The organism is Prosthecobacter fluviatilis, assembly GCF_055388355.1.
The window spans coordinates 6181426-6199511 of sequence record NZ_AP043782.1; the positions used below are offsets into that span (position 1 = coordinate 6181426).

Sequence of the window (18086 nt, forward strand, 5' to 3'; positions counted from 1 at the left end):
ATGAATGCCATCAAATACACGAAAAAATGAGCCTGCTGGCGCTCAATAGTTCAGCGTCAGCATGCAGTAGCCAAAGTCGGCATCATCGCTCGGGCCTGTGGCGGCGAGGTAGGCACCGGCAAAAAAGTGGGAGTAGCCGAGCAGGAGATCGAGGTGCGGGGTGAGCTTGGTGCTCACGGTCAGGTCCAGTTCGCATCCGGCGTGGCTGTTGGCATTGGGGCTGACGGGGCGCACGGTGGTGGTGCCGTTGGCGCGGTACCAGGCGTCTCCGGTGGTGGTGAGCCAGAAGGAGTGAAAGTCCAGCGTGGTCTTGGTTTTGGCGGTGGGATTGGCGGCCAGGCGCAGCGCCACGTTCTGCATGTTCTGCCAGGAAAAGAGATCCATGAAGCCGTAGGGAGGGTGGTTGGTGGGAAAGAGGTTCTGGAAGGTGTGCGCGTGGCCGTCGTTGGGATTGCTGTCACCGCTGCCTGCGCTGTATTCGAGCGCGAGGCGGGGCTTCCACGGGGTTTTGAGCCAGTTGTAGCCGCCCTCCAGATGGTAGGCGTAGGCGGTGAGGGATTTGCCGCTGAGCTGGCCCACCTGGCCCACGAGCTCCACGGTGTAGTCCCAGCCGCGCAGCTTGGTGGGGTCTCCTTTGTGACGGGTGCCGAAGGTCACGAAATTGGACACGCCCGCAGCGTTTTCCTCGTGCAGGTGAAAGGCGTAAAGGTCCGTGGTCTGAAAGGGGATGGCCTGGCTGCTGAAGTAGAGGCCGCTGAAAAATTGGTTTCGTGAGGCGGCGTCGTTGATCCAGTCCGAGACATTGAACTGCGAACGGCGGATGCGCACCACGCTGGAGGTGAAGGCATCCAGCCACCAGGTCGGCGCCTGGTAGTGCAGCTTCACGGCGTCAAAGGTGCGACTGAAGTTCTGCCACTCCAGCGGGCCGACGAGCCGCTCGTCTCCATAGCTCAGCACTTGGCGTCCGGCTTTCACGGTGAAGTGCTTTGGGTTTCCCAGCTCGATGCTGGCCAGTCGGAGGTCAAAGCTGTCGTCTCCTTCCGCACCGTTTTGCAGCGGCACGTTGGCGCGCTTGGAAAAAGCCTCACGCGTGTCCTGCCCCTGCAGGGCGATGCGTACCCACGCATCCGGCTGCCATTCCACCCCGAGCCGCACACGAGCCAGCACAAAGGTGTCGTCCGTGACGGAGTTTTTCGCGGAGTTGAAATCGAAGGTGTTGTTGCGTGACTCGGCACGGGTGCGGGCCTGGAAGTTCCATTTGAGCTGGTCGGCGATGCCCTCGGCCCGTGCGTGGGCGGTCAGGAGCAGGAGTGCAGGCAGGAGCAGGGAAGTGCGCATGAGCTTCATTTTTTCAACAGATGGCGCAATAACGGAAATAGACTTTCGGCATGGTTTTGATGCTGGGTTGTTATGGTGGTTGGTGCATGCCGAAGTGGCATCAAAGCCATAGCGAGATGAGATTTCCGTTATCATGGGCGGGCGGTTATTCATGCGGGCCCCAAAGGCGATCTCTCATTCCATGAACTACGACGCGCTTATCATTGGCGCCGGGCCTGCGGGTTCCAGCGCTGCCGCCATTCTGGCTGAATACGGCCACAAGGTACTCATCCTCGAACGCGAAAAATTCCCGCGTTACCACATTGGCGAGTCGCTCATTCCCTTCACCTACGGACCGCTGGAGCGGCTGGGCATGATCCCGAAGATGAAGAAGTCCCACTTTGTGAAGAAGTACAGCGTGGCCTTTGTGCAGCCCAGCGGCAAGGCCTCGCAGCCCTTCTATTTCTTCAACCGCTATGACCGCGAAAGCGTGGCGCAGACGTGGCAGGTTCTGCGTTCGGAGTTTGACCAGATGCTGCTGGACAATGCACGCGAAAAAGGCGCTGAGGTGAAGGAGGAGACGACCGTGCTGGAACTGATCAAGGAAGACGGTCGCGTGGCTGGCGCACGTGCCAAAGACAAGGACGGCAACGTCACCGAATACCGCGCCAAGATCACGCTGGACTGCACCGGCAAGGAAGCCTTTTCCGCCACGCGCAACGGCTGGCGCATGCGCGACCCCTACCTCAACAAAGTGGCGGTGTGGACGTACTACCAGGGCTCCACCCGCGAGCCCGGCATCGACGAAGGCCAGACGATGGTCGCTTACATTCCTGACAAAGGCTGGTTCTGGCACATCCCGCAGCACGATGACATGGTGAGCGTGGGAGTGGTGGCGGAGGGCAAGTACCTTACGCGTGGCGGTGTGAAGGATCCGAAGGAAATCTTCAAGCGCGAGGTGGAGGAAAACCAGTGGATTAAAGACCACCTGGGCACGGGCGTTTCCAATGGTGAATACCGCATCACCAGCGAGTACTCGCATCACGCGCGGCATTGCGCCGGCCCCGGGCTGCTGCTGGTGGGGGACTCCTTTGCGTTTCTCGATCCCGTCTTCAGCAGCGGCGTCATGCTGGCGCTGAAATGCGGCGTGCTTTCCGGTGAGACCATCCACCAGGGCATTCTCGAAGGGGATCTCTCTCCGGCGCGCTTCACCGAGTATGGCGAGACGATCCGGCAGGGCGTGGAAAACATGCGCAAGCTTGTCTATGCCTTCTACAATCCGGACTTCTCCTTCCGTGAGGTGATCAAGCGCTTCCCGGACGCCGCAGGCTCCATCACCGACTGCCTCTCAGGCGACGTGAACAAGGACTTCAGCGTGCTCTGGAGCCAGATCCGCGAGTTTGTGCCGCTGCCAGACGACCTGCCCTACGGCGAGCCGCTGCTGGCGGCGTGAGCGGCTTCCTGTGATTTCCACCTTTAACCACCTCCCCCGTGAAACGCAGCGCTCTGTTTTATCTCGTCACGCTTTCTGTACTTGGTGCAGGCATTTTGCTGGTGCTGCACCTGGGGGCAGCGCTGCCTGCGCCTCAGGGGGCAGTGGCCGCCAAGGTGGCTGCGCCACATGCCAGCGGGGCAGCGGCGGGTTCCGCCGTGGCCGCGGTACTCTCCGGGCTGAGTGCCAATGTGAATGATCCCCTGAGCCATCTGTTTGTGCAGCTCCTCGTCATCATCGTGGCCTCGCGGCTCGCGGGCATGCTGTTTGTGCGCTGCGGGCAGCCTGCGGTGGTGGGGGAGATGGCGGCGGGCATTCTGCTGGGGCCGTCTCTGTTTGGCTGGGTGGCACCGGACGCATTTCAGTTTGTGTTTCCCGCCACGTCCCTCGGAGTGCTGAAGCTGCTGAGCCAGATCGGCGTGTGCCTGTTCATGTTTGTGGTGGGCATGGAGGTGGACATGGGGCAAGTGCGGAAAAAGGCGGAGGCCGCCGTGATCGTGAGTCACGCGAGCATTGTGCTGCCCTACTTCCTCGGTGTGGTGCTGGCGTATTTTCTGTACACGGACCTCGCGCAGCCGGGTACGGGCTTCATGGCCTTCGCGCTTTTCATGGGCATCTCCATGAGCATCACGGCCTTTCCGGTGCTGGCGCGCATCTTGCAGGAGCGCGGGATGAGCCGCACCTTTCTCGGCAGCACGGCCATCACCTGCGCTGCGGTTGACGACGTTACGGCGTGGAGCATCCTGGCCTTTGTGGTGGCCATCGCACGCGCCACGAGCGTTGGCGCCTCCGCGCTGAATCTGCTGCTGGTGCTGGCTTTCATCGCCATCATGATCAAAGGCGTGCGGCTGCTGCTGCCGCGCTGGATTGGCAATGAGGGGATGGAAAGCGAGGCGCCCTCGCGTGGCGTGCTTGCCACGGTCATCTGCGTGGTGGTGGGGTCGGCGCTGGCCACGGAGGTCATCGGCATCCACGCGCTGTTTGGCGCATTCCTGGCAGGGGCCATCATGCCAGAGGCGGGCGGCTTCCGGCACAAGCTGAGCGTGCGGGTGGAGAATTTCAGCTCCGTGCTGCTGCTGCCGCTGTTCTTTGCCTTCACCGGGCTGCGCACCCAGATCGGTCTGCTCAATGATGTGCAGGGCTGGGCGCTGTGCCTGGGCATCATCGCCGTGGCCACCGTGGGCAAGCTGGGCGGCAGCGCCATCGCCGCGCGCTGGACGGGCATGAACTGGAGCGAGTCCCTGCAGCTCGGGGCGCTGATGAACACACGCGGGCTCATGGAGCTGATCGCGTTGAACATCGGCTATGACCTCGGCATTCTCTCGCCGCGCATCTTTGCCATGCTGGTGATCATGGCGCTGGCCACCACCATGCTCACGGGGCCGCTGCTGACGCTGTTTGGCAGCAGGCAGACGGTGATGGACGACTCACGCACAACTCTGGCTGCGTGAGCGTGATCTCGCACCATCCATGAACGCCATGAATTCTGAAACCAACGCCACTTACGACGTCATTGTCATGGGCGGTGCTCTTTCCGGGGCCGCCACCGCCACGCTGCTGCTGCGGCACAATCCAGGCATACGGGTGCTCATTCTGGAAAAGAACGAAAGGCTGGGCCGCCGCGTGGGAGAGGCCACGGTGGAGGTCAGCGCCTACTTCATGGGCAGGGTGCTGGGCCTCACGCAGTACCTCAATGAGTCCCACATCTGCAAGCAGGGCCTGCGCTTCTGGTTTGCCAACAAGGACACGGCCTCCATCGCCGAGGCCAGCGAGCTCGGCTCCAAATACCAGGTCAAGCTCCCTTCCTACCAGCTCGATCGCTCCACCTTTGATGAGGAGGTGCTGCGCCGCGCCTGCGCAGCCGGAGCCACGCTGCTGCGACCGGTCACCATCAACGGCGTGCAGCTGGAAAGCGGCGGTCTGCAGACCGTCACTTACAAACAGGGAGACACGACCCATACGGTGCAGGCGCGATGGATCGTGGATGCCTCCGGCGTGGCCGCGCTCATCGCCCGCAAGAACGACTGGTGGAAGTCCAACTTCGAGCATCCCACCACCGCCGCGTGGTCGCGCTGGAAAGGCGTGCGGGACTGGGACGGCCGCGAGCTGGCGGAAAAATACCCGGAGTGGTCTGCCGCGCTCTACTGCGTGCGCGGCACAGCCACCAACCACGTCATCGGCGATGGCTGGTGGAGCTGGTGGATTCCGCTGAAAGGCGGAGACATGAGCGTGGGCGTGGTCTTTGACCAGCGTGTCGTCGATTTCCCGCAGGACGGCGGCAAGGTGGGTGAGCGGCTGAAGACCTTCCTGATGAAGCACCCCGTCGCACGCGATCTGCTGGAGAACGCCCAGTTTGATGAGAGCGATGTGCACTGGCGCAAGAACCTCGCCTACTACAGCACCACCTTTGCCGGAGACGGCTTTGTGCTGGTGGGAGATGCCGCTGCTTTCATGGACCCCTTTTACAGCCCCGGCATGGACTGGATCTCCTACACCACCAGCAGCGCCGCGAATTTGATCACGCAGCAGCGCAGAGGGGCCTCCATGGCCTGGCTGGTGCCGGAGTACAACCATACCTTCTCCACCAGCCACCGCTGCTGGTTCCGTGCCCTCTACAGGGACAAGTATGAGTACATGGGCGAGTTTGATCTCATGGACCTGGCTTACCGGCTCGATCTCGGTCTGTACTACTGGGGCGTGGCACGTCATCCGTTTGAGCAGGGGGACAAAGCCCTCCACACCCCACCCTTTGCCACCGGGGAAGGCCTGATCTACAAAATCATGAGCACCTATAACCGGCGCTTCGCCCAGATCGCGCGCCGCCGCCGCCGTGACCAGGAGCTCGGCAAAACCAACCGCAACCGCCGCAGCCTCATCCGGGGCTTCAGGATTCACCGCCATGACGCCATCAAGCTCTTTGGCATGCTGGCCGAGTGGGCGGTGCTGGAGCTCAGGGAAGGCTGGAAGAGCTGGGGAGAGACAGCCGAGGACGTGGCCGCCTCTCACCTGCCACCACAGACGGTGCCCGCAGTTCTCTGAGGGCACCGGGGCGTGGGCCCCGCGCGGTTGCAGTCACGGCAGATCAGCCCGGCGGTGCCTGTGGCCGCTCACCATGTTCAAGGCTCAGGCTGCACTCACACAGCAGCTTTTCAGAAGCTCAGCTGAGGCTCGGCGTCGGGCTCAGGTTCGGGCTTGTAGGTGCCGGAGCCGACGAGGCGCTCAAAGATGGGAGAGGCCATGAGGGTGGTGACCACCGCCATGATCACGAGCGTGGCAAAGAGACCCTCGGAGATGATGCCGCGCTGCAGGCCGATGTTGATGATGATCAGCTCCATGAGGCCGCGGGCGTTCATGAGGATGCCGATGCCCATGGCCTCGCGGCCGGAGATGCCGGTGGCGCGTGCAGCCAGCGTGCAGGCGATCCACTTGCCCAGCACGGCGGCGGCCAGCACGGCGGCGCACATGCCCCAGAGGTACCAGGTATTGAGCAGGCCGATCTTGGTGTTCAGCCCGGAGTAGGTGAAGAAGAGCGGCAGCAGCAGCGCCACGGCCAGCGGCTGGATGCGGGCGCAAAGATCGCGCACCATGATGCCACGTGGCATCACCGCGCCCATGATGAAAGCGCCAAACACGGCGTGCAGGCCGATCATGTCGGTAAACCACGCTCCCAGAGACATCATGGCCAGACCGATGACGAGGCCGGCGTCGCTGAGCTTGTCTTTTTCAATGAGCAGGGAAGAGAAGCGTGACAGCAGCGGACGGATGATCAGGAGCGCTACGGTGACAAAGCCTGCTGCACCGCCGATGTTGTAAAGCGCGTGGCCGATGTTGTTGTCAAAGCTGGCTAGGACGACGGCCAGGAGGATCCAGGCGGTGGCATCATCGATGGCACCCGCGCCGATGGCCACGGTGCCCATGGTCGTGCCGGCCAGCCCTTTGAAGTGGATGATGCGCGCCAGCATGGGGAAGGCGGTGATGCACATGGACGCCCCCAGAAAGAGCATGGCCTCGGTGAGGGAGGTCTTCTTGGGGAAGAGCTCCGTGTGGTGAAACAGCACCCAGGCCAGCCCTGCACCCAGGAGGAAAGGAGTGACCATGCCCGCGATGGAGACGGCCACGCTGCTCTTCATGCGCTTGCTGACGATGTCCATGCGGAACTCCATGCCGACGATGAACATATAAAGCGCCAGACCAAGCTGCGAGGCGGGGAAGAGGTAGCAGGAGGTGTCCCGCAGCTTCTGCGCCTTGTCCCAGGGAAAGAGCCACTGCTGCCACTCCGGCGCCAGCAGGCCGAAGAGCGATGGCCCCAGCAGCACACCGGTGATCATCTCCGCCACCACCTGCGGCTGGCCGAAGCGCGCCGCGATGGCGCCCACCACACGGCAGGCCAGCAGGATGACGGCGATCTGGAGGAAAAACTGTACGGCGAGGGAGACGTTGTTCATTGCGCGAGGCCCATTTGTGGATCAGGTGCTTCAGTAACGAAAATAGACTTTTGATATACCTTTGATGCCCGTTCGGTATAGAATGCACACATCATGGAACTGCGACATTTGAAATATTTCCAGGCCGTGGCGGAGGAGCTGAGCTTCTCCCGTGCGGCGCGGCGGCTCCGCATCGCCCAGCCGGCGCTGAGCCGTGCGGTGCAGGAGATCGAGCGTGAGCTGGGCGCGCAGCTCATCGAGCGCGAGCGCCGCTCCCCGCGCCTGACGCCTGCGGGAAATGTGCTGCTGCACGAGACTGGGCTCATCCTGGAGCGTCTGGACGAGGCCTTGCGCCGCGTGCACCGCACCGCCAAGGGCGAGGAGGGCGAGCTGCGCCTCGGCTACATCGGGCCGCCCACACGTCCGTTTCTCGCGCGCCTGCTCAAGGAATACGGCAGGCGCTATCCGCGTGTGACGGTGATCCTGGAGGAGCGCACCCCGGAGCGCGTGTGGGAGATGGTTTCCAAAGGGCGTCTCTCCGTGGGCCTCACGCGCCCCGTGCTGGCGCATGAGGCGCTGGGCCTGCAGACCCTGCTGCTGCGGGAGGAGAAATTCTGCGCCGCCGTGCCGCTGGATCACCCCTGGGCCAGGCTGGCCTCGCTGCCGTGGAAAAAGCTGGTCGGAGAGCCGCTCATCATCCTGGCGCGGCGCGAGGGCGCAGGCTCTCACGATGCCATTCAGGCGGCGTGCCAGGCTGCGGGCTTTGTGCCACGCGTGAAGCACATGCCCAGCCTCATCGGCACGGTGCTGCAATACGTGGAATCCGGTGCCGGTGTGGGCGTGGTGCCGGAAAGCACAGCCAACAAAAACCTCGCCCTCATTCCGCTGAAGCCTCAGCAGACCATCCCGCTGGTGATGGTCTGGGCCAAGGAGGGCGAAGACCCCGCCGTGGCGGCCTTTCGCGGACTCGTCAAAGAGTGGCTGAAGAATGGGCGGTTGTGGGAGTGAGGCGGGAATGAACCGTCCTCGTCTTCGATCTTGCAGAGTCGCTCGTGAGTGCTTTGCCGCCAGGGGGGGGGCATCATGCGCTGATCGACAGGCATGAGTGCCTGTCGTACTGCCTGCCAGCGCAAGCCGGGGAAGCACGACGGACGCTCCTGTCTGCCGATCAGCGCTCCCGCAATCAGCCAGCAGTCTTGCATTCCCCATTGCTCTCCTCCGCGGCGATGCGATACGCAATGAAAGAGTGCGAGCAGGATAGAGCCCTCCGTCTTCTCCTGAAAAGCGTTGCACCGCAGGCGTGGCGGTGCTCCTTTCGCGCCCCCATCTCGCCGGTGGCAGTCCAGCCATTCGGCACATCCCATACCCTCAATCGACTACCTATCATGTCCACCGACGCCAAGAACTCTATCGCGCAAATGGAGAAGATCGTTTCCCTCTGCAAGCGCCGCGGCTTCATCTATCAAAGCAGCGAGATCTACGGCGGCTGTGGCGGCGTGTGGGACTACGGCCCCCTCGGTGCCGAGCTGAAGCGCAACCTGCGCAACGTCTGGTGGAACACCATGACCCGCGAGCGCGAGGACGTGCTGGGCCTGGATGCCAGCATCCTCATGAATCCCGCCATCTGGAAGGCCAGCGGCCATGTGGACACCTTTGCCGACCTCATGCGTGAGTGCTCGCTGACCAACAAGCGCGTGCGCGCCGACCATGTGGAGCCGCAGGACGGCGTCGTCATGAAATACAGCGGTGCAACTTCTCCCACCGGCTGGCGCTGGGACCGCCCCGTGTCCGCCCTGCTGAAAAACGGCGAGCACATCGAAAGCTTCCGCAAGCGCATCCGCGCCCTCATCGCCCAGAACGCCGGTGAAGCCGCAGGCAAGCCCGAGGAGATCGAGCTGCTCAATGAGGAGAAGATCGACGCCATGACTGGCAGCGTGGACTTTCACCCCGAAACCGGCGGCGCACTCGGCGAGGCTCGTCCCTTCAACCTCATGCTCAAGACCTACCTCGGCCCCACCGCGACCGAGGCGGACGTCACCTACCTGCGCCCTGAAACCGCACAGGCCATCTTTGCGCAGTTCAAGAACGTGTATGACTCCAGCCGCGTGAAGGTGCCCTTCGGCATCGGTCAGATCGGCAAGGCCTTCCGCAATGAGGTGACGCCGAAGAACTTCACCTTCCGCAGCCGCGAGTTTGAGCAGATGGAGCTCGAATTCTTCATCAAGCCCGACGAAGCCGTGGAGATCATCTCCGGCGAAGTCATGGCCTGGAGCGAAGGTGCGGACCTCAGCGAGCCCAAGCCCAACTGGGGCTGGCAGATGTGGCACCGCTACTGGGTGGATCAGCGCACCAAGTTCTACGAAGGCATCGGCCTCGGCGATGTGCTGGAGTACTACTGGCAGACGCCTGCAGACCTGGCCCACTACGCCCGCGCCTGCGTGGACATCCTCTGCGAATTCCCCTTCGGCACCGAAGAGCTGGAGGGCATCGCCGCCCGTGGCGACTTCGACCTCTCCCAGCACCAGAAGCACAGCACCAAGTCGCTCGAAGTCTTCGACGAAGAACTCAAGACCGCCGCTGCCAAGCTCACGCCAGAGCAGAAGGAAGCCCTCATCCAGAAGCGCCTCGCCGCTGAAGCCGCCAAGACCAAGGGCGAGCCGATGCCCGAAGCCGATGTGCGTGCCTGGTTCGAGCGCCTCTTCAAAGGCAACTACGTCCCCCACGTCATCGAGCCCTCCGCCGGTCTCGACCGCATGGCGCTGGCCGTTCTCGCGAAAGCCTTTGTCGAAGAAGAAAAAGCTGATGTGAATGGCAAGGTTGAGACTCGCACCATCCTGCGCTTGCATCCACGTGTGGCTCCGGTCAAAGTGGGCGTCTTCCCGCTGCTGAAGAACAAGCCCGAACTCGTCGCCAAGGCTCGCGAAGTCTATGCGCTCCTCAAGAAGCACATGAACTGCTTCTACGACGAGACCGCCGCCATCGGGCGCCGCTACGCCCGTCAGGACGAAGCCGGCACTCCCTTCGGCGTCACCATCGACTTCGAAACCTGCGGCGAAAAAGGCCCCGAACTCGCCGACACCGTCACCCTCCGCCACCGCGACAGCGGCGAGCAGGAGCGCGTGAAGATCAGCGATCTGCTGGGCAAACTGCTGCCGCTGGTGTCGTAAACCATGTCTAGGAGGGGGATCATCTTGATCCCCCACTTTGGAAACAGCGGGTGAACTCGGAGTGTGGAGGGATCAGGATGATCCCTCTCCAGTGGCCATCATTCGCAGCGCTGTGGGGAGGTTCGGCTGGCGAACTCCTGGCTCATGACTGAGCGAGTCGGTCAATGATCTTCATAATCCGTTCCGGCGACGATGTCCCCACGTGAGTCGCGGCGATGATCTTCCCCTTACGAAACCAGAAAGCCTCGGCGTTTCCCCCGATGATCAAATCATGTTGAGAAAGTCGGTCGAGGAAGTGAGTCGCGCCATCCCAATCCAAAACTCGAAAGAGGAAACCACTCGGAAGCTCGATGGCGTGCAGCGATTCGCAGAGGTTTTTGAATCCCATGACCGCCGGTCCCGACCAAAACGCCATGAGGAACAGCACGCCGCAGTCGATCATGAGATCCGTCTCCGTCGAGTTTGGCACATACTCGAAATCGGAGTACGCACCGTTGCTGTCTTTCAGCATGCGCTTCAAGACTTCAGTAGAACCGGGCATTTTTGGACGAGTGGATGGCTGACATACCTGTCGGGCTCGAACGAGCGTTCTGGGGTTGCTCCTCAACCCATGATCCTCAGCGCCACATACGGCACCAAATTCAGCAGAAGGACGCCGATCTTGTAGACCGCCATGCCAGCGTAATGCACCGCATCAAACTGCTCCACCGTTAGGCGAAACCATCGCACATGCAGGCGGTAGATGGTGTCGTGTGCCAGGCTGAATGCCAGAAACCACAGCATGAGCACGCCGTAGTTGATGCCGAGGCACCACAGGAGAAAGCTGCGCGTGGTCTCAATGCTCATGGGGGAGCATCCGTCCGTTTGCGGGTTTGTCAGGTGCTTTGTCGTGGGCGTGCGGGCGGAGGAGGTCTGCCTGCTACGCTGAGTGCATTCACGCTGCCTGCGCTTTGTCGGGGGGCGTCGATGGAAGGAACCATGGGCGGGAGCTGGCGGTAAAGAGCAGGGCCGCTCCTGCCACCTGTAGCACGCTCTGTACGAGGTTGAACATTCCTGACAAGAATGAATAGTTAAAGTATTTAAATAAATGCATTAACCAGAAAGGGAGGCCGAGGGCCAGGAGAATCAGGAAGGTGACGCGCGCCCAGTGAAAACCTTCATCAATCATTGTGGTCAACCACGCCAAAAAACCAAACGTCAGCAGGAAAGTGAGCCCGACTAATTCGGGATATTCCATGTGCTGTATGATCGGTAAGTCGATCCACAGTCGCGGAACCCCGATTGCGAGCGAAAGCCACAGCAGGCGAACGGCGATCGTGACCGTGCTCGGCTTTGAAGAGCGGGCTGGCGCAGTAGGGGCGGCGCGGAGATTTTCCGTGGCGGGCGGCTGCGGCAGCGCAGCCAGATCCGGCGCTACAAATGCCCGCTTCGCCTCGGCGGACATGATGAGATCACGCGAATAAAAAAGCAGCGGCGCGCGCTTGCTGCTGAGCTGGCTCTGGGCGTCAAAGAACGCATCCGCCGTATCAGCCGGGCCAAACTGGCGCAGGGTCGTGGACACCAGTTGCAGCCACACCTGCGTCAGGGTCTCGTGATAACCGCCGGTGGGCGTGTCCTGGATGCCGTGGGCGGCGTTGTAGGCCTTGATGCCGGTGCGCATGCGCTCCAGGGCCTCGGGGAAGGGGAACTGCTGCAGGTAGAGATACGCCACCTTCAGGTGCGCACGGTGGTTCCACTGCTCGTGCGGAAACGAGTGATCCTCAAAACGGCGGAGATGTTCTGCGTCGTCCATGGGCTCACCTTATCTCTGCCTCACATCTCCAGGAAATTCTTCAGCAGCCGCTTGCCTTCCTGCGTCAGGATGGACTCGGGATGAAACTGCACGCCGTGGATGGGCAGCTCCTTGTGGCGCAGGCCCATGATCTCGGACTCGTCGTCGCTGCAGGTCGCGGTGATGGCGAGGCAGTCGGGCAGGGTGTCGCGTTTGACGAGCAGGGAGTGGTAGCGCGTGGCCTCAAAGGGCTGCGGCAGTCCTTTGAAGACGGACTCGCCCTGATGGTTGATCATCGAGGTCTTGCCGTGCATGAGGCGGCCTGCGCGGACGACATCGCCGCCGAAGACGTGGCCGATGGCCTGATGGCCCAGGCAGACGCCGAGGAGGGGCGTGCTTTTGCCAAAGCGCTCGATCACCGCGCAGCTGATGCCTGCCTCTTTGGGCGTGCACGGGCCGGGGGAGATGCAGATGTGGTCGGGCTTCAGCTTCTCGATCTCATCCAGCGTCACCTGGTCGTTGCGGCGGATTTCCATGACGGCCCCCATCTCGCCGAAGTACTGGACGAGGTTGTAGGTGAAGGAGTCGTAGTTGTCGATGATCAGAAGCATGCGGAAAATGCGGCGAAATCAGAAGCCGCGCAGTTGGAGGATGGTGTCGAGCTCGCTTTGAAAGGCAGGAATGTCGGCGGCAGGCGGCTGGTAGCCGGGGGCGGGGCCACGCATGCCAAAGCGGCCTTGCTGGTCCATGAACCACTGCACGGTGACGCCATCGCTGAAGGTGGCCTTGCCGCTGATGATGGCGCCGGGAGGCGGGAGGTCATCCACGGAGACTTTGAGGGCGCCGCCTGCGGAGCCATCGGGAGGCAGCACTTCATCCGCCACGGCGTCCTCCTGAGACTCGGCGGGTGCAGGTGCCGGGCCGGGCTTTTCCTCCGGGGGGGCTTCACGGGGCTTGTCCTGGAGTTTCACGCCCAGCTCCAAGATGAGCAGGCGTGTCTCCATGTACGTCAGTGTCGTGGCGCATTCGTTGCGCAGGCGGTCCTGGATCTGATTGAGGGAGGCACCTTCAGCCGCCCATTGTTCGACGAGCTGGCGCTGCTGTGGAGTGAGATTGGCCATGAGAGATGGTTTACGTATCGCGAACGGCTTCAGCCGTTCATCTTGTCGGTGATGATGTGGCAGATAGCGGAGGCCTTCTGGTACAGTGCCTTGACTTCCTCCAGCTTCAGGGACTTGCCCTCTGGCACATCGAGCAGCGGCAGCATGCCTTCCAGCCCTTTGCGGATTTCCACCAGAGAAGGGTTTTTCATGATGCGCGGGTGCAGGCTGTCGAGGCTCATCATGTAATACTCGGCGATGTCGCGGCGCGTCAGCTGGCGGGTCTTTTCCTCAGCGTAGTTTTCGCTGATGCTCTTGGTGGCGATCTCGAGGGCACGCAGCCAGCCGCCGAGGCTGATGAGGTGCGCGATGTCCACATCCCGCAGCATGACCATTTCGGCCTCCACGTCAGACTGGGTCTTGGCCAGCTCCACACGCAGGTCCTGCCAGTTGCCCTTCAGGCTGTACTCAAAGAGGCTGCCGGTGTGCTTGTTCATGCGGTTGCCGGCGCCCAGCGCCTTGCCGTACTTGATCATGGCGCGGCCTACGGACTCCATCTCCTCCACGCGCTCGCACTGCACGATGAGAAAGCCGTCTGCAATGAGCGTGCCCAGGCCCATGGCGACGACGACGCGGTCTGCGGGCGTCTTGTCCGTGAAGGGGCGCTTGAGGCTGTCAAAGCGCAGCTTGCCCACGTTGTTGAGCATGTCGAAGAGCTTGCGAATGGAGGGCGTGGTGAACTGGTTCACTCCGTATTCCTCGCGCACATGCTCATCTCCCACCACATCCTCGGGGATGGCGGGCCTCTCAGGGGGCTTGGGCACCGGGGCATCCTGGGCGCTGAGCGCGGCGATGCTGGCGGCTCCCAGCAGGGGCAGCAGCAGGCGGGCGATGAAACGACGAGTCATGATGGGAGATGATACGGAGCCGCCCCGGGATTTCCAGTGCGAGTCTGGAAAAGTCTTGAAGCTTTCCATTCGCTACATTTGCATGGTTTCCGCCGTTTACTGCTCTCGCCATGCGTCTGCTCCTTCCGCTCCTCCTGCTGCTTTCCTGCCCTTGTCTGCCCGCGCAGGAGGCCCCGCCTCCGCTCACGGAATATGAGGGGCGCGTGATCGCCAGGACCATGCACTGGAAAGGCGCGGAGTGGCTCATACGCCGTGTGCGCGAGCAGGAGGAGGGCCCCTCCCAGATGCGTGCGCAGCTCCAGGTAAAGCCCGGCATGGTGGTGTGTGACATGGGCTGCGGCAACGGCTACCACACCCTCCCCCTGGCCGCGATGGTGGGGGAGAAGGGCAAGGTCTATGCCGTGGATGTGCAGCCGGAGATGATCGAGATGCTCAAGCAGAACATCGCGAGCAAGGGGCTGAAAAACATCGTGCCCATCGACGGTCTCTACCATGACCCGAAGCTGCCGCCGAACACCTGCGACATGATTCTCATGGTGGACGTCTACCATGAGTTCAGTCACCCGGTGCAGATGCTGGCCGCCATGCGCGCCGCCCTGAAGCCCGGCGGGCAGCTCGTGCTCTGTGAATTCCGTGCAGAGGATGAAAACGTGCCGATCAAGCCCGAGCACAAGATGAGCAAGGCTCAAATTAACAAGGAGATGAACGCCAACGGCTTCAAGCTCGTGCGCGAGTACGACGGCCTGCCCTGGCAGCATCTGATGTTCTTTGGGAAGGACGAGAAGGGTGCGGTGTCAACGCCTGCACCACAGGTGAAGTAGACAGTGAAATCTTCCCCTTCGCGCTCTCTGAAAGCGCAGTGAGGCATCTCATGGTGCCGATCCGTTTCAAGCACGCTCTGGGCTCCGGCGACGGCAGGCAGGGGACAGCCCGCCCTGCCTGCGCCGGGCATGCGAGGACTGGTGGCGGTAGGGCTGCTTGTCCTCAAGCAGCAGCCGCGTATCTCGTGGCTTTCTTTATCCCCTCTCTTCTGCTTTCCTGATGGGGAAGTGGATAAGTGGGAGAAAGCAGTGGATTCGATTACAGCACGTTCACCGCAGCGCCACCGTCCACCACGATGCCTTGTCCGGTGATGTACGCGCCGGCTTCGCTGGCCAGCATGAGGGCTGGGCCGGCGAGCTCGCGGGGGGCGGCCCAGCGCTTGAGGGCGGTGCGGTCGGCGAAGTATTTTTTTTCCTCGTCGTTCAGCAGCTTGCCGGGCATGTCTGTGAGGAAGGGGCCGGGGCAGAGGCAGTTCACGGTGATGCCGTAGGGCCCGAGATCGAGCGCGCTGGCACGTGCCAGGCCGATGAGGGCCGCCTTGCAGGCGCAATACACATTCCGCTTCAAACGGCCGCCGACGCCGAGCACGCTGGAGATGTGGATGATGCGGCCCCACTGGCGCGCCTTCATGCCGGGCACCACGGCGCGGGTGAGGGACATCACGGCGGTGAGGTCCACCTCCACATTGCGGTCCCACACTTCGTCCGTGATTTCGTCGATGGCCTGCGGGTTGTTGATGCCGGCGTTGTTCACGAGGATGTCGATCTTGCCGAGACGCTTCTCCGCCTCCATGGCCAGCGCCTTGACGGCCGCGCGGTCCGCCATGTCGGCCACCATCCACTCGACTTTCACGTTCAGTCCTGCGCCGATCTCCGCTGCAGCTGCGGCCAGCTCCTCCGCACTGCGGCTGGAGATGAAGACATCCGCGCCGGCTTCGGCAAAGCCGCGAGCCATCGCTTTGCCAAGACCTTTGCTGCCGCCGGTGACGAGTGCTGTTTTTCCAGAGAGGTTGAAGAGTGGGGAGGACATGCGCGCGGTTTAGCATGCGCGCCTGTCCTGCGCGAGTGGAAAGCGCGGCTCTTGTGACCGTAGGCTGGTGGTGTCTGGCGCAGTCTGGACACTTCAAAAATCAACAATCGATTTTTGATTTAAGAAGTTCCAATCCGGTTACTTCACCACCTTGCCGCCCAGGGAAAGGATGCGGGCTTTGCCTTTGGCATCCTCAGCCTCGGCGATCTGCTTGTTCGTCACATACATCTGCGAGAGCGCAGTCCAGGCCAGCAGGTCGTTGGGCTGCAGCGTCGTGGCCATCAGCCCGGCGCCGATGGCTTCCTTCACCTCGCCATGGCGCAGCAGCGCCATGCCCAGGGCATGCCAGCTCTCAAAGTGGTTCGGGTCCAGCGCGACGCAGCGCCGGTACAGCGCGATGGCCTCCGGCAGCTCCCCGAGGGCGACGTGCCCGCTGGCTTCATCGTACAGTTCTTCGACGGTGGCTGGCGTGTCGCTCATGCGCGTCGATTGGCTTGGAAAGGCGCGGCCTCAGCCCAGCTTGGCGTAGGAGATGCGGGCTGTTTCGTGCTGCTTCTTGAACCAGGCCTTGAAAAGCTGGGCGCGCTCCATGCCGGAGATGGTTTCCACCTGGAACTTGCGCACATCTGCCGAGTCTGGGCGTTTGCGGAGCTCCTTGGCGCTGACATAGACCAGCAGCGTTGCCTTGCCGTTGTCCACATCCACGGCGCGCGAGACGCCGCCGACGGCGGTGAGGGCCGCCTCCTGGGCGATGTCAAAGCTGTTGGGCACTTCCTGCGGCGGGTTGGCTGCGTCGATCTCTGGCAGGGGCTGCAGGGTGAGCTTCTGCGCCTTCACGAGGTCTTCGATCTTCTTGCCGGCTTTCAGGCCTTCGGCCAGCGCCAGGCGTGCTTCGTTCACTGCCTTGGTGCGTGCCTCGTCGGCCTTCTGGCCCAGCAGCACGTCCTTGATCTTGTCCTTCACGTCGGCCAGCGCCTGCTGCTTGGGTTCCTCGATTTTGCTCACTTCAAAGACATACCAGCCTTTGATGCCTTCCACGACTTCCGTCGAAGCTTTGGAATCTTTGGCCCGTGCGAAGATCTGCGAGACCACATCGCTTTCGTTTTTGAAGGCCTCAGGGGGGCTCACCTGGTCAAAGGCGGGCGTGGTTTCGACCTTTTCCTTCGTCTCCTTGGCTGCGTCAGCCAGGCTCTTTTGCTTCTTGGTGGTGAGGTCGATGAAAGCATTCACGCGCTTGGTCACATCGGTTTTTGCCTTTTCGCGCTCTTCCAGCGGCTTCTTTTCGAGGTCCTTGGGGTTTTCAAAGAAGACGTAGCTGACGGCGCGCTTCTCCTGGGTCTTGTAGCCGTCCTTGTTCTCGTCGTAGTACTTCTTGATCTCGTCGTCGGTCACGGTTGCGGCCTTCTTGTAGGTCTCGGTCTCAAAGACGATCTTGGAGCCCTTGAAGGTCTGGTAGCTGCTGGCATACTGCTTTTCGGCGGAAAGAGGGGAGGCCGTGTAGCTCTTGGTCACCACGTCCCGCAGCTTGCGCAGGCCGACGATGTCCTTCATGATGTCCAGCAGGGCTTCGCTGTCGAAGCCCATGGAGGCCGCCAGCTGCTCCAGCATCTGCGCGCGGGAGACGTCCAGCTTGCCGTTGTCCTGCAGGGCGGGGAGCTTTTCCAGAGCGGCGCGTGCTTCCGCAGCGCTGGGGCGGATGCCCAGCTTTTCCATGAGGTGGCGTGCCACGAAGAGGTTGGCAAAGGAGTCCAGCCCGCCGGAGGAGGGGGTGATCCTCATGATCGAGAGCATCTCGCTGCTCTGCAGGTAGTACTGGGAAAACTCCACGGCGCGCTGCGTGCGCTGCACATCGGCCACGGTGTAGTCTTTGCCATAGACCGTCAGGGCCACGTCGGTGGGGAGGATCTTCCGTTCGCTGTTCTGGAAGGTCTGCGAAACCCCATACCAGAACATGGAGATGATGATGGCAGTCGTCAGGGTGATGAGAAAGGCACCACGGTGGCGGCGGAAAAATTCAAGCATGGTAGTTCGGGGCGGTTGAAGGGCGCGCAATAAG

The 18086-nt window shown here is 62.1% G+C and carries 17 protein-coding genes; 6 read left to right on the forward strand and 11 right to left on the reverse strand.

Annotation, left to right across the window (positions count from 1 at the left end):
- Nucleotides 1–42: 42 nt before the first annotated feature.
- Nucleotides 43–1338: an alginate export family protein gene (locus ACZ5WW_RS24205; protein ID WP_377163791.1), complete on the reverse strand. Its 1296-nt coding sequence runs from the start codon at nt 1336–1338 to the stop codon at nt 43–45.
- A gap of 181 nt (nt 1339–1519) precedes the next feature.
- Here ACZ5WW_RS24205 and ACZ5WW_RS24210 point away from each other — a divergent pair, with 181 nt between their 5' ends.
- Genes ACZ5WW_RS24210 through ACZ5WW_RS24220 form a run of 3 tightly spaced genes read left to right on the forward strand, consistent with a single transcriptional unit; the run spans nt 1520 to nt 5848 of the window.
- Nucleotides 1520–2770 carry an NAD(P)/FAD-dependent oxidoreductase gene (locus tag ACZ5WW_RS24210; protein ID WP_377163793.1) on the forward strand — a complete coding sequence of 417 codons (1251 nt, stop codon included), beginning with the start codon at nt 1520–1522 and terminating at the stop codon, nt 2768–2770.
- Nucleotides 2771–2808: 38 nt separating this feature from the next.
- Nucleotides 2809–4260, forward strand: coding sequence for a cation:proton antiporter domain-containing protein (locus ACZ5WW_RS24215; protein ID WP_377163795.1), 1452 nt, complete (start codon nt 2809–2811; stop codon nt 4258–4260).
- A gap of 28 nt (nt 4261–4288) precedes the next feature.
- Nucleotides 4289–5848, forward strand: a complete 1560-nt coding sequence (locus tag ACZ5WW_RS24220; RefSeq protein ID WP_377163797.1) for an NAD(P)/FAD-dependent oxidoreductase — start codon at nt 4289–4291, stop codon at nt 5846–5848.
- A gap of 110 nt (nt 5849–5958) precedes the next feature.
- On the opposite strand, the gene ACZ5WW_RS24225 is transcribed toward ACZ5WW_RS24220, so the two are convergent.
- Nucleotides 5959–7254 carry a cation:proton antiporter gene (locus ACZ5WW_RS24225; protein ID WP_377163799.1) on the reverse strand — a complete coding sequence of 432 codons (1296 nt, stop codon included), beginning with the start codon at nt 7252–7254 and terminating at the stop codon, nt 5959–5961.
- 93 nt (nt 7255–7347) lie between these two features.
- Here ACZ5WW_RS24225 and ACZ5WW_RS24230 point away from each other — a divergent pair, with 93 nt between their 5' ends.
- Nucleotides 7348–8241 carry a LysR family transcriptional regulator gene (locus ACZ5WW_RS24230; protein ID WP_377163801.1) on the forward strand — a complete coding sequence of 298 codons (894 nt, stop codon included), beginning with the start codon at nt 7348–7350 and terminating at the stop codon, nt 8239–8241.
- Nucleotides 8242–8618: 377 nt separating this feature from the next.
- Nucleotides 8619–10400 (forward strand): glycine--tRNA ligase, encoded by a 1782-nt coding sequence (locus ACZ5WW_RS24235; protein WP_377163803.1) that lies wholly within the window; start codon nt 8619–8621, stop codon nt 10398–10400.
- Between the two features lie 142 nt (nt 10401–10542).
- Here ACZ5WW_RS24235 and ACZ5WW_RS24240 read toward each other — a convergent pair whose 3' ends face one another.
- The 6 genes from ACZ5WW_RS24240 to ACZ5WW_RS24265 form a co-directional block, all read right to left on the reverse strand.
- Nucleotides 10543–10941 (reverse strand): hypothetical protein, encoded by a 399-nt coding sequence (locus ACZ5WW_RS24240; protein ID WP_377163805.1) that lies wholly within the window; start codon nt 10939–10941, stop codon nt 10543–10545.
- A 62-nt stretch (nt 10942–11003) separates the two neighbouring features.
- Nucleotides 11004–11246 carry a DUF6868 family protein gene (locus tag ACZ5WW_RS24245; protein WP_377163807.1) on the reverse strand — a complete coding sequence of 81 codons (243 nt, stop codon included), beginning with the start codon at nt 11244–11246 and terminating at the stop codon, nt 11004–11006.
- Between the two features lie 88 nt (nt 11247–11334).
- The gene (locus ACZ5WW_RS24250) at nt 11335–12192 is read right to left on the reverse strand and encodes a hypothetical protein (RefSeq protein WP_377163809.1); all 858 of its coding nucleotides are present in this window, start codon (nt 12190–12192) and stop codon (nt 11335–11337) included.
- Nucleotides 12193–12212: 20 nt separating this feature from the next.
- Nucleotides 12213–12782 (reverse strand): anthranilate synthase component II, encoded by a 570-nt coding sequence (locus ACZ5WW_RS24255; RefSeq protein WP_377163811.1) that lies wholly within the window; start codon nt 12780–12782, stop codon nt 12213–12215.
- A gap of 18 nt (nt 12783–12800) precedes the next feature.
- Nucleotides 12801–13292, reverse strand: a complete 492-nt coding sequence (locus ACZ5WW_RS24260; RefSeq protein WP_377163813.1) for a hypothetical protein — start codon at nt 13290–13292, stop codon at nt 12801–12803.
- Between the two features lie 29 nt (nt 13293–13321).
- Nucleotides 13322–14179: a hypothetical protein gene (locus ACZ5WW_RS24265; protein ID WP_377163815.1), complete on the reverse strand. Its 858-nt coding sequence runs from the start codon at nt 14177–14179 to the stop codon at nt 13322–13324.
- A gap of 110 nt (nt 14180–14289) precedes the next feature.
- Here ACZ5WW_RS24265 and ACZ5WW_RS24270 point away from each other — a divergent pair, with 110 nt between their 5' ends.
- Nucleotides 14290–15000, forward strand: coding sequence for a class I SAM-dependent methyltransferase (locus ACZ5WW_RS24270; protein ID WP_377163817.1), 711 nt, complete (start codon nt 14290–14292; stop codon nt 14998–15000).
- A 259-nt stretch (nt 15001–15259) separates the two neighbouring features.
- Here the strand turns inward: ACZ5WW_RS24270 and ACZ5WW_RS24275 are convergent, their stop codons facing one another.
- From ACZ5WW_RS24275 to ACZ5WW_RS24285, 3 genes are all read right to left on the reverse strand, one after another.
- On the reverse strand, nt 15260–16030 hold the full coding sequence (locus tag ACZ5WW_RS24275; RefSeq protein ID WP_377163819.1) for an SDR family NAD(P)-dependent oxidoreductase: 771 nt from the start codon (nt 16028–16030) through the stop codon (nt 15260–15262).
- A 138-nt stretch (nt 16031–16168) separates the two neighbouring features.
- Nucleotides 16169–16510, reverse strand: a complete 342-nt coding sequence (locus tag ACZ5WW_RS24280; protein ID WP_377163821.1) for a tetratricopeptide repeat protein — start codon at nt 16508–16510, stop codon at nt 16169–16171.
- Between the two features lie 30 nt (nt 16511–16540).
- Nucleotides 16541–18052 (reverse strand): peptidylprolyl isomerase, encoded by a 1512-nt coding sequence (locus tag ACZ5WW_RS24285; RefSeq protein WP_377163823.1) that lies wholly within the window; start codon nt 18050–18052, stop codon nt 16541–16543.
- Nucleotides 18053–18086 lie beyond the last annotated feature (34 nt).

Coding starts and splice junctions, on each gene's coding strand:
- ACZ5WW_RS24205 (WP_377163791.1), bottom strand. CDS start 1,338: ATGCGCACTTCCCTGCTCCTGCCTGCACTCCTGCTCCTGACCGCCCAC.
- ACZ5WW_RS24210 (WP_377163793.1), top strand. CDS start 1,520: ATGAACTACGACGCGCTTATCATTGGCGCCGGGCCTGCGGGTTCCAGC.
- ACZ5WW_RS24220 (WP_377163797.1), top strand. CDS start 4,289: ATGAATTCTGAAACCAACGCCACTTACGACGTCATTGTCATGGGCGGT.
- ACZ5WW_RS24225 (WP_377163799.1), bottom strand. CDS start 7,254: ATGAACAACGTCTCCCTCGCCGTACAGTTTTTCCTCCAGATCGCCGTC.
- ACZ5WW_RS24230 (WP_377163801.1), top strand. CDS start 7,348: ATGGAACTGCGACATTTGAAATATTTCCAGGCCGTGGCGGAGGAGCTG.
- ACZ5WW_RS24235 (WP_377163803.1), top strand. CDS start 8,619: ATGTCCACCGACGCCAAGAACTCTATCGCGCAAATGGAGAAGATCGTT.
- ACZ5WW_RS24240 (WP_377163805.1), bottom strand. CDS start 10,941: ATGCCCGGTTCTACTGAAGTCTTGAAGCGCATGCTGAAAGACAGCAAC.
- ACZ5WW_RS24245 (WP_377163807.1), bottom strand. CDS start 11,246: ATGAGCATTGAGACCACGCGCAGCTTTCTCCTGTGGTGCCTCGGCATC.
- ACZ5WW_RS24250 (WP_377163809.1), bottom strand. CDS start 12,192: ATGGACGACGCAGAACATCTCCGCCGTTTTGAGGATCACTCGTTTCCG.
- ACZ5WW_RS24255 (WP_377163811.1), bottom strand. CDS start 12,782: ATGCTTCTGATCATCGACAACTACGACTCCTTCACCTACAACCTCGTC.
- ACZ5WW_RS24260 (WP_377163813.1), bottom strand. CDS start 13,292: ATGGCCAATCTCACTCCACAGCAGCGCCAGCTCGTCGAACAATGGGCG.
- ACZ5WW_RS24265 (WP_377163815.1), bottom strand. CDS start 14,179: ATGACTCGTCGTTTCATCGCCCGCCTGCTGCTGCCCCTGCTGGGAGCC.
- ACZ5WW_RS24270 (WP_377163817.1), top strand. CDS start 14,290: ATGCGTCTGCTCCTTCCGCTCCTCCTGCTGCTTTCCTGCCCTTGTCTG.
- ACZ5WW_RS24275 (WP_377163819.1), bottom strand. CDS start 16,030: ATGTCCTCCCCACTCTTCAACCTCTCTGGAAAAACAGCACTCGTCACC.
- ACZ5WW_RS24280 (WP_377163821.1), bottom strand. CDS start 16,510: ATGAGCGACACGCCAGCCACCGTCGAAGAACTGTACGATGAAGCCAGC.
- ACZ5WW_RS24285 (WP_377163823.1), bottom strand. CDS start 18,052: ATGCTTGAATTTTTCCGCCGCCACCGTGGTGCCTTTCTCATCACCCTG.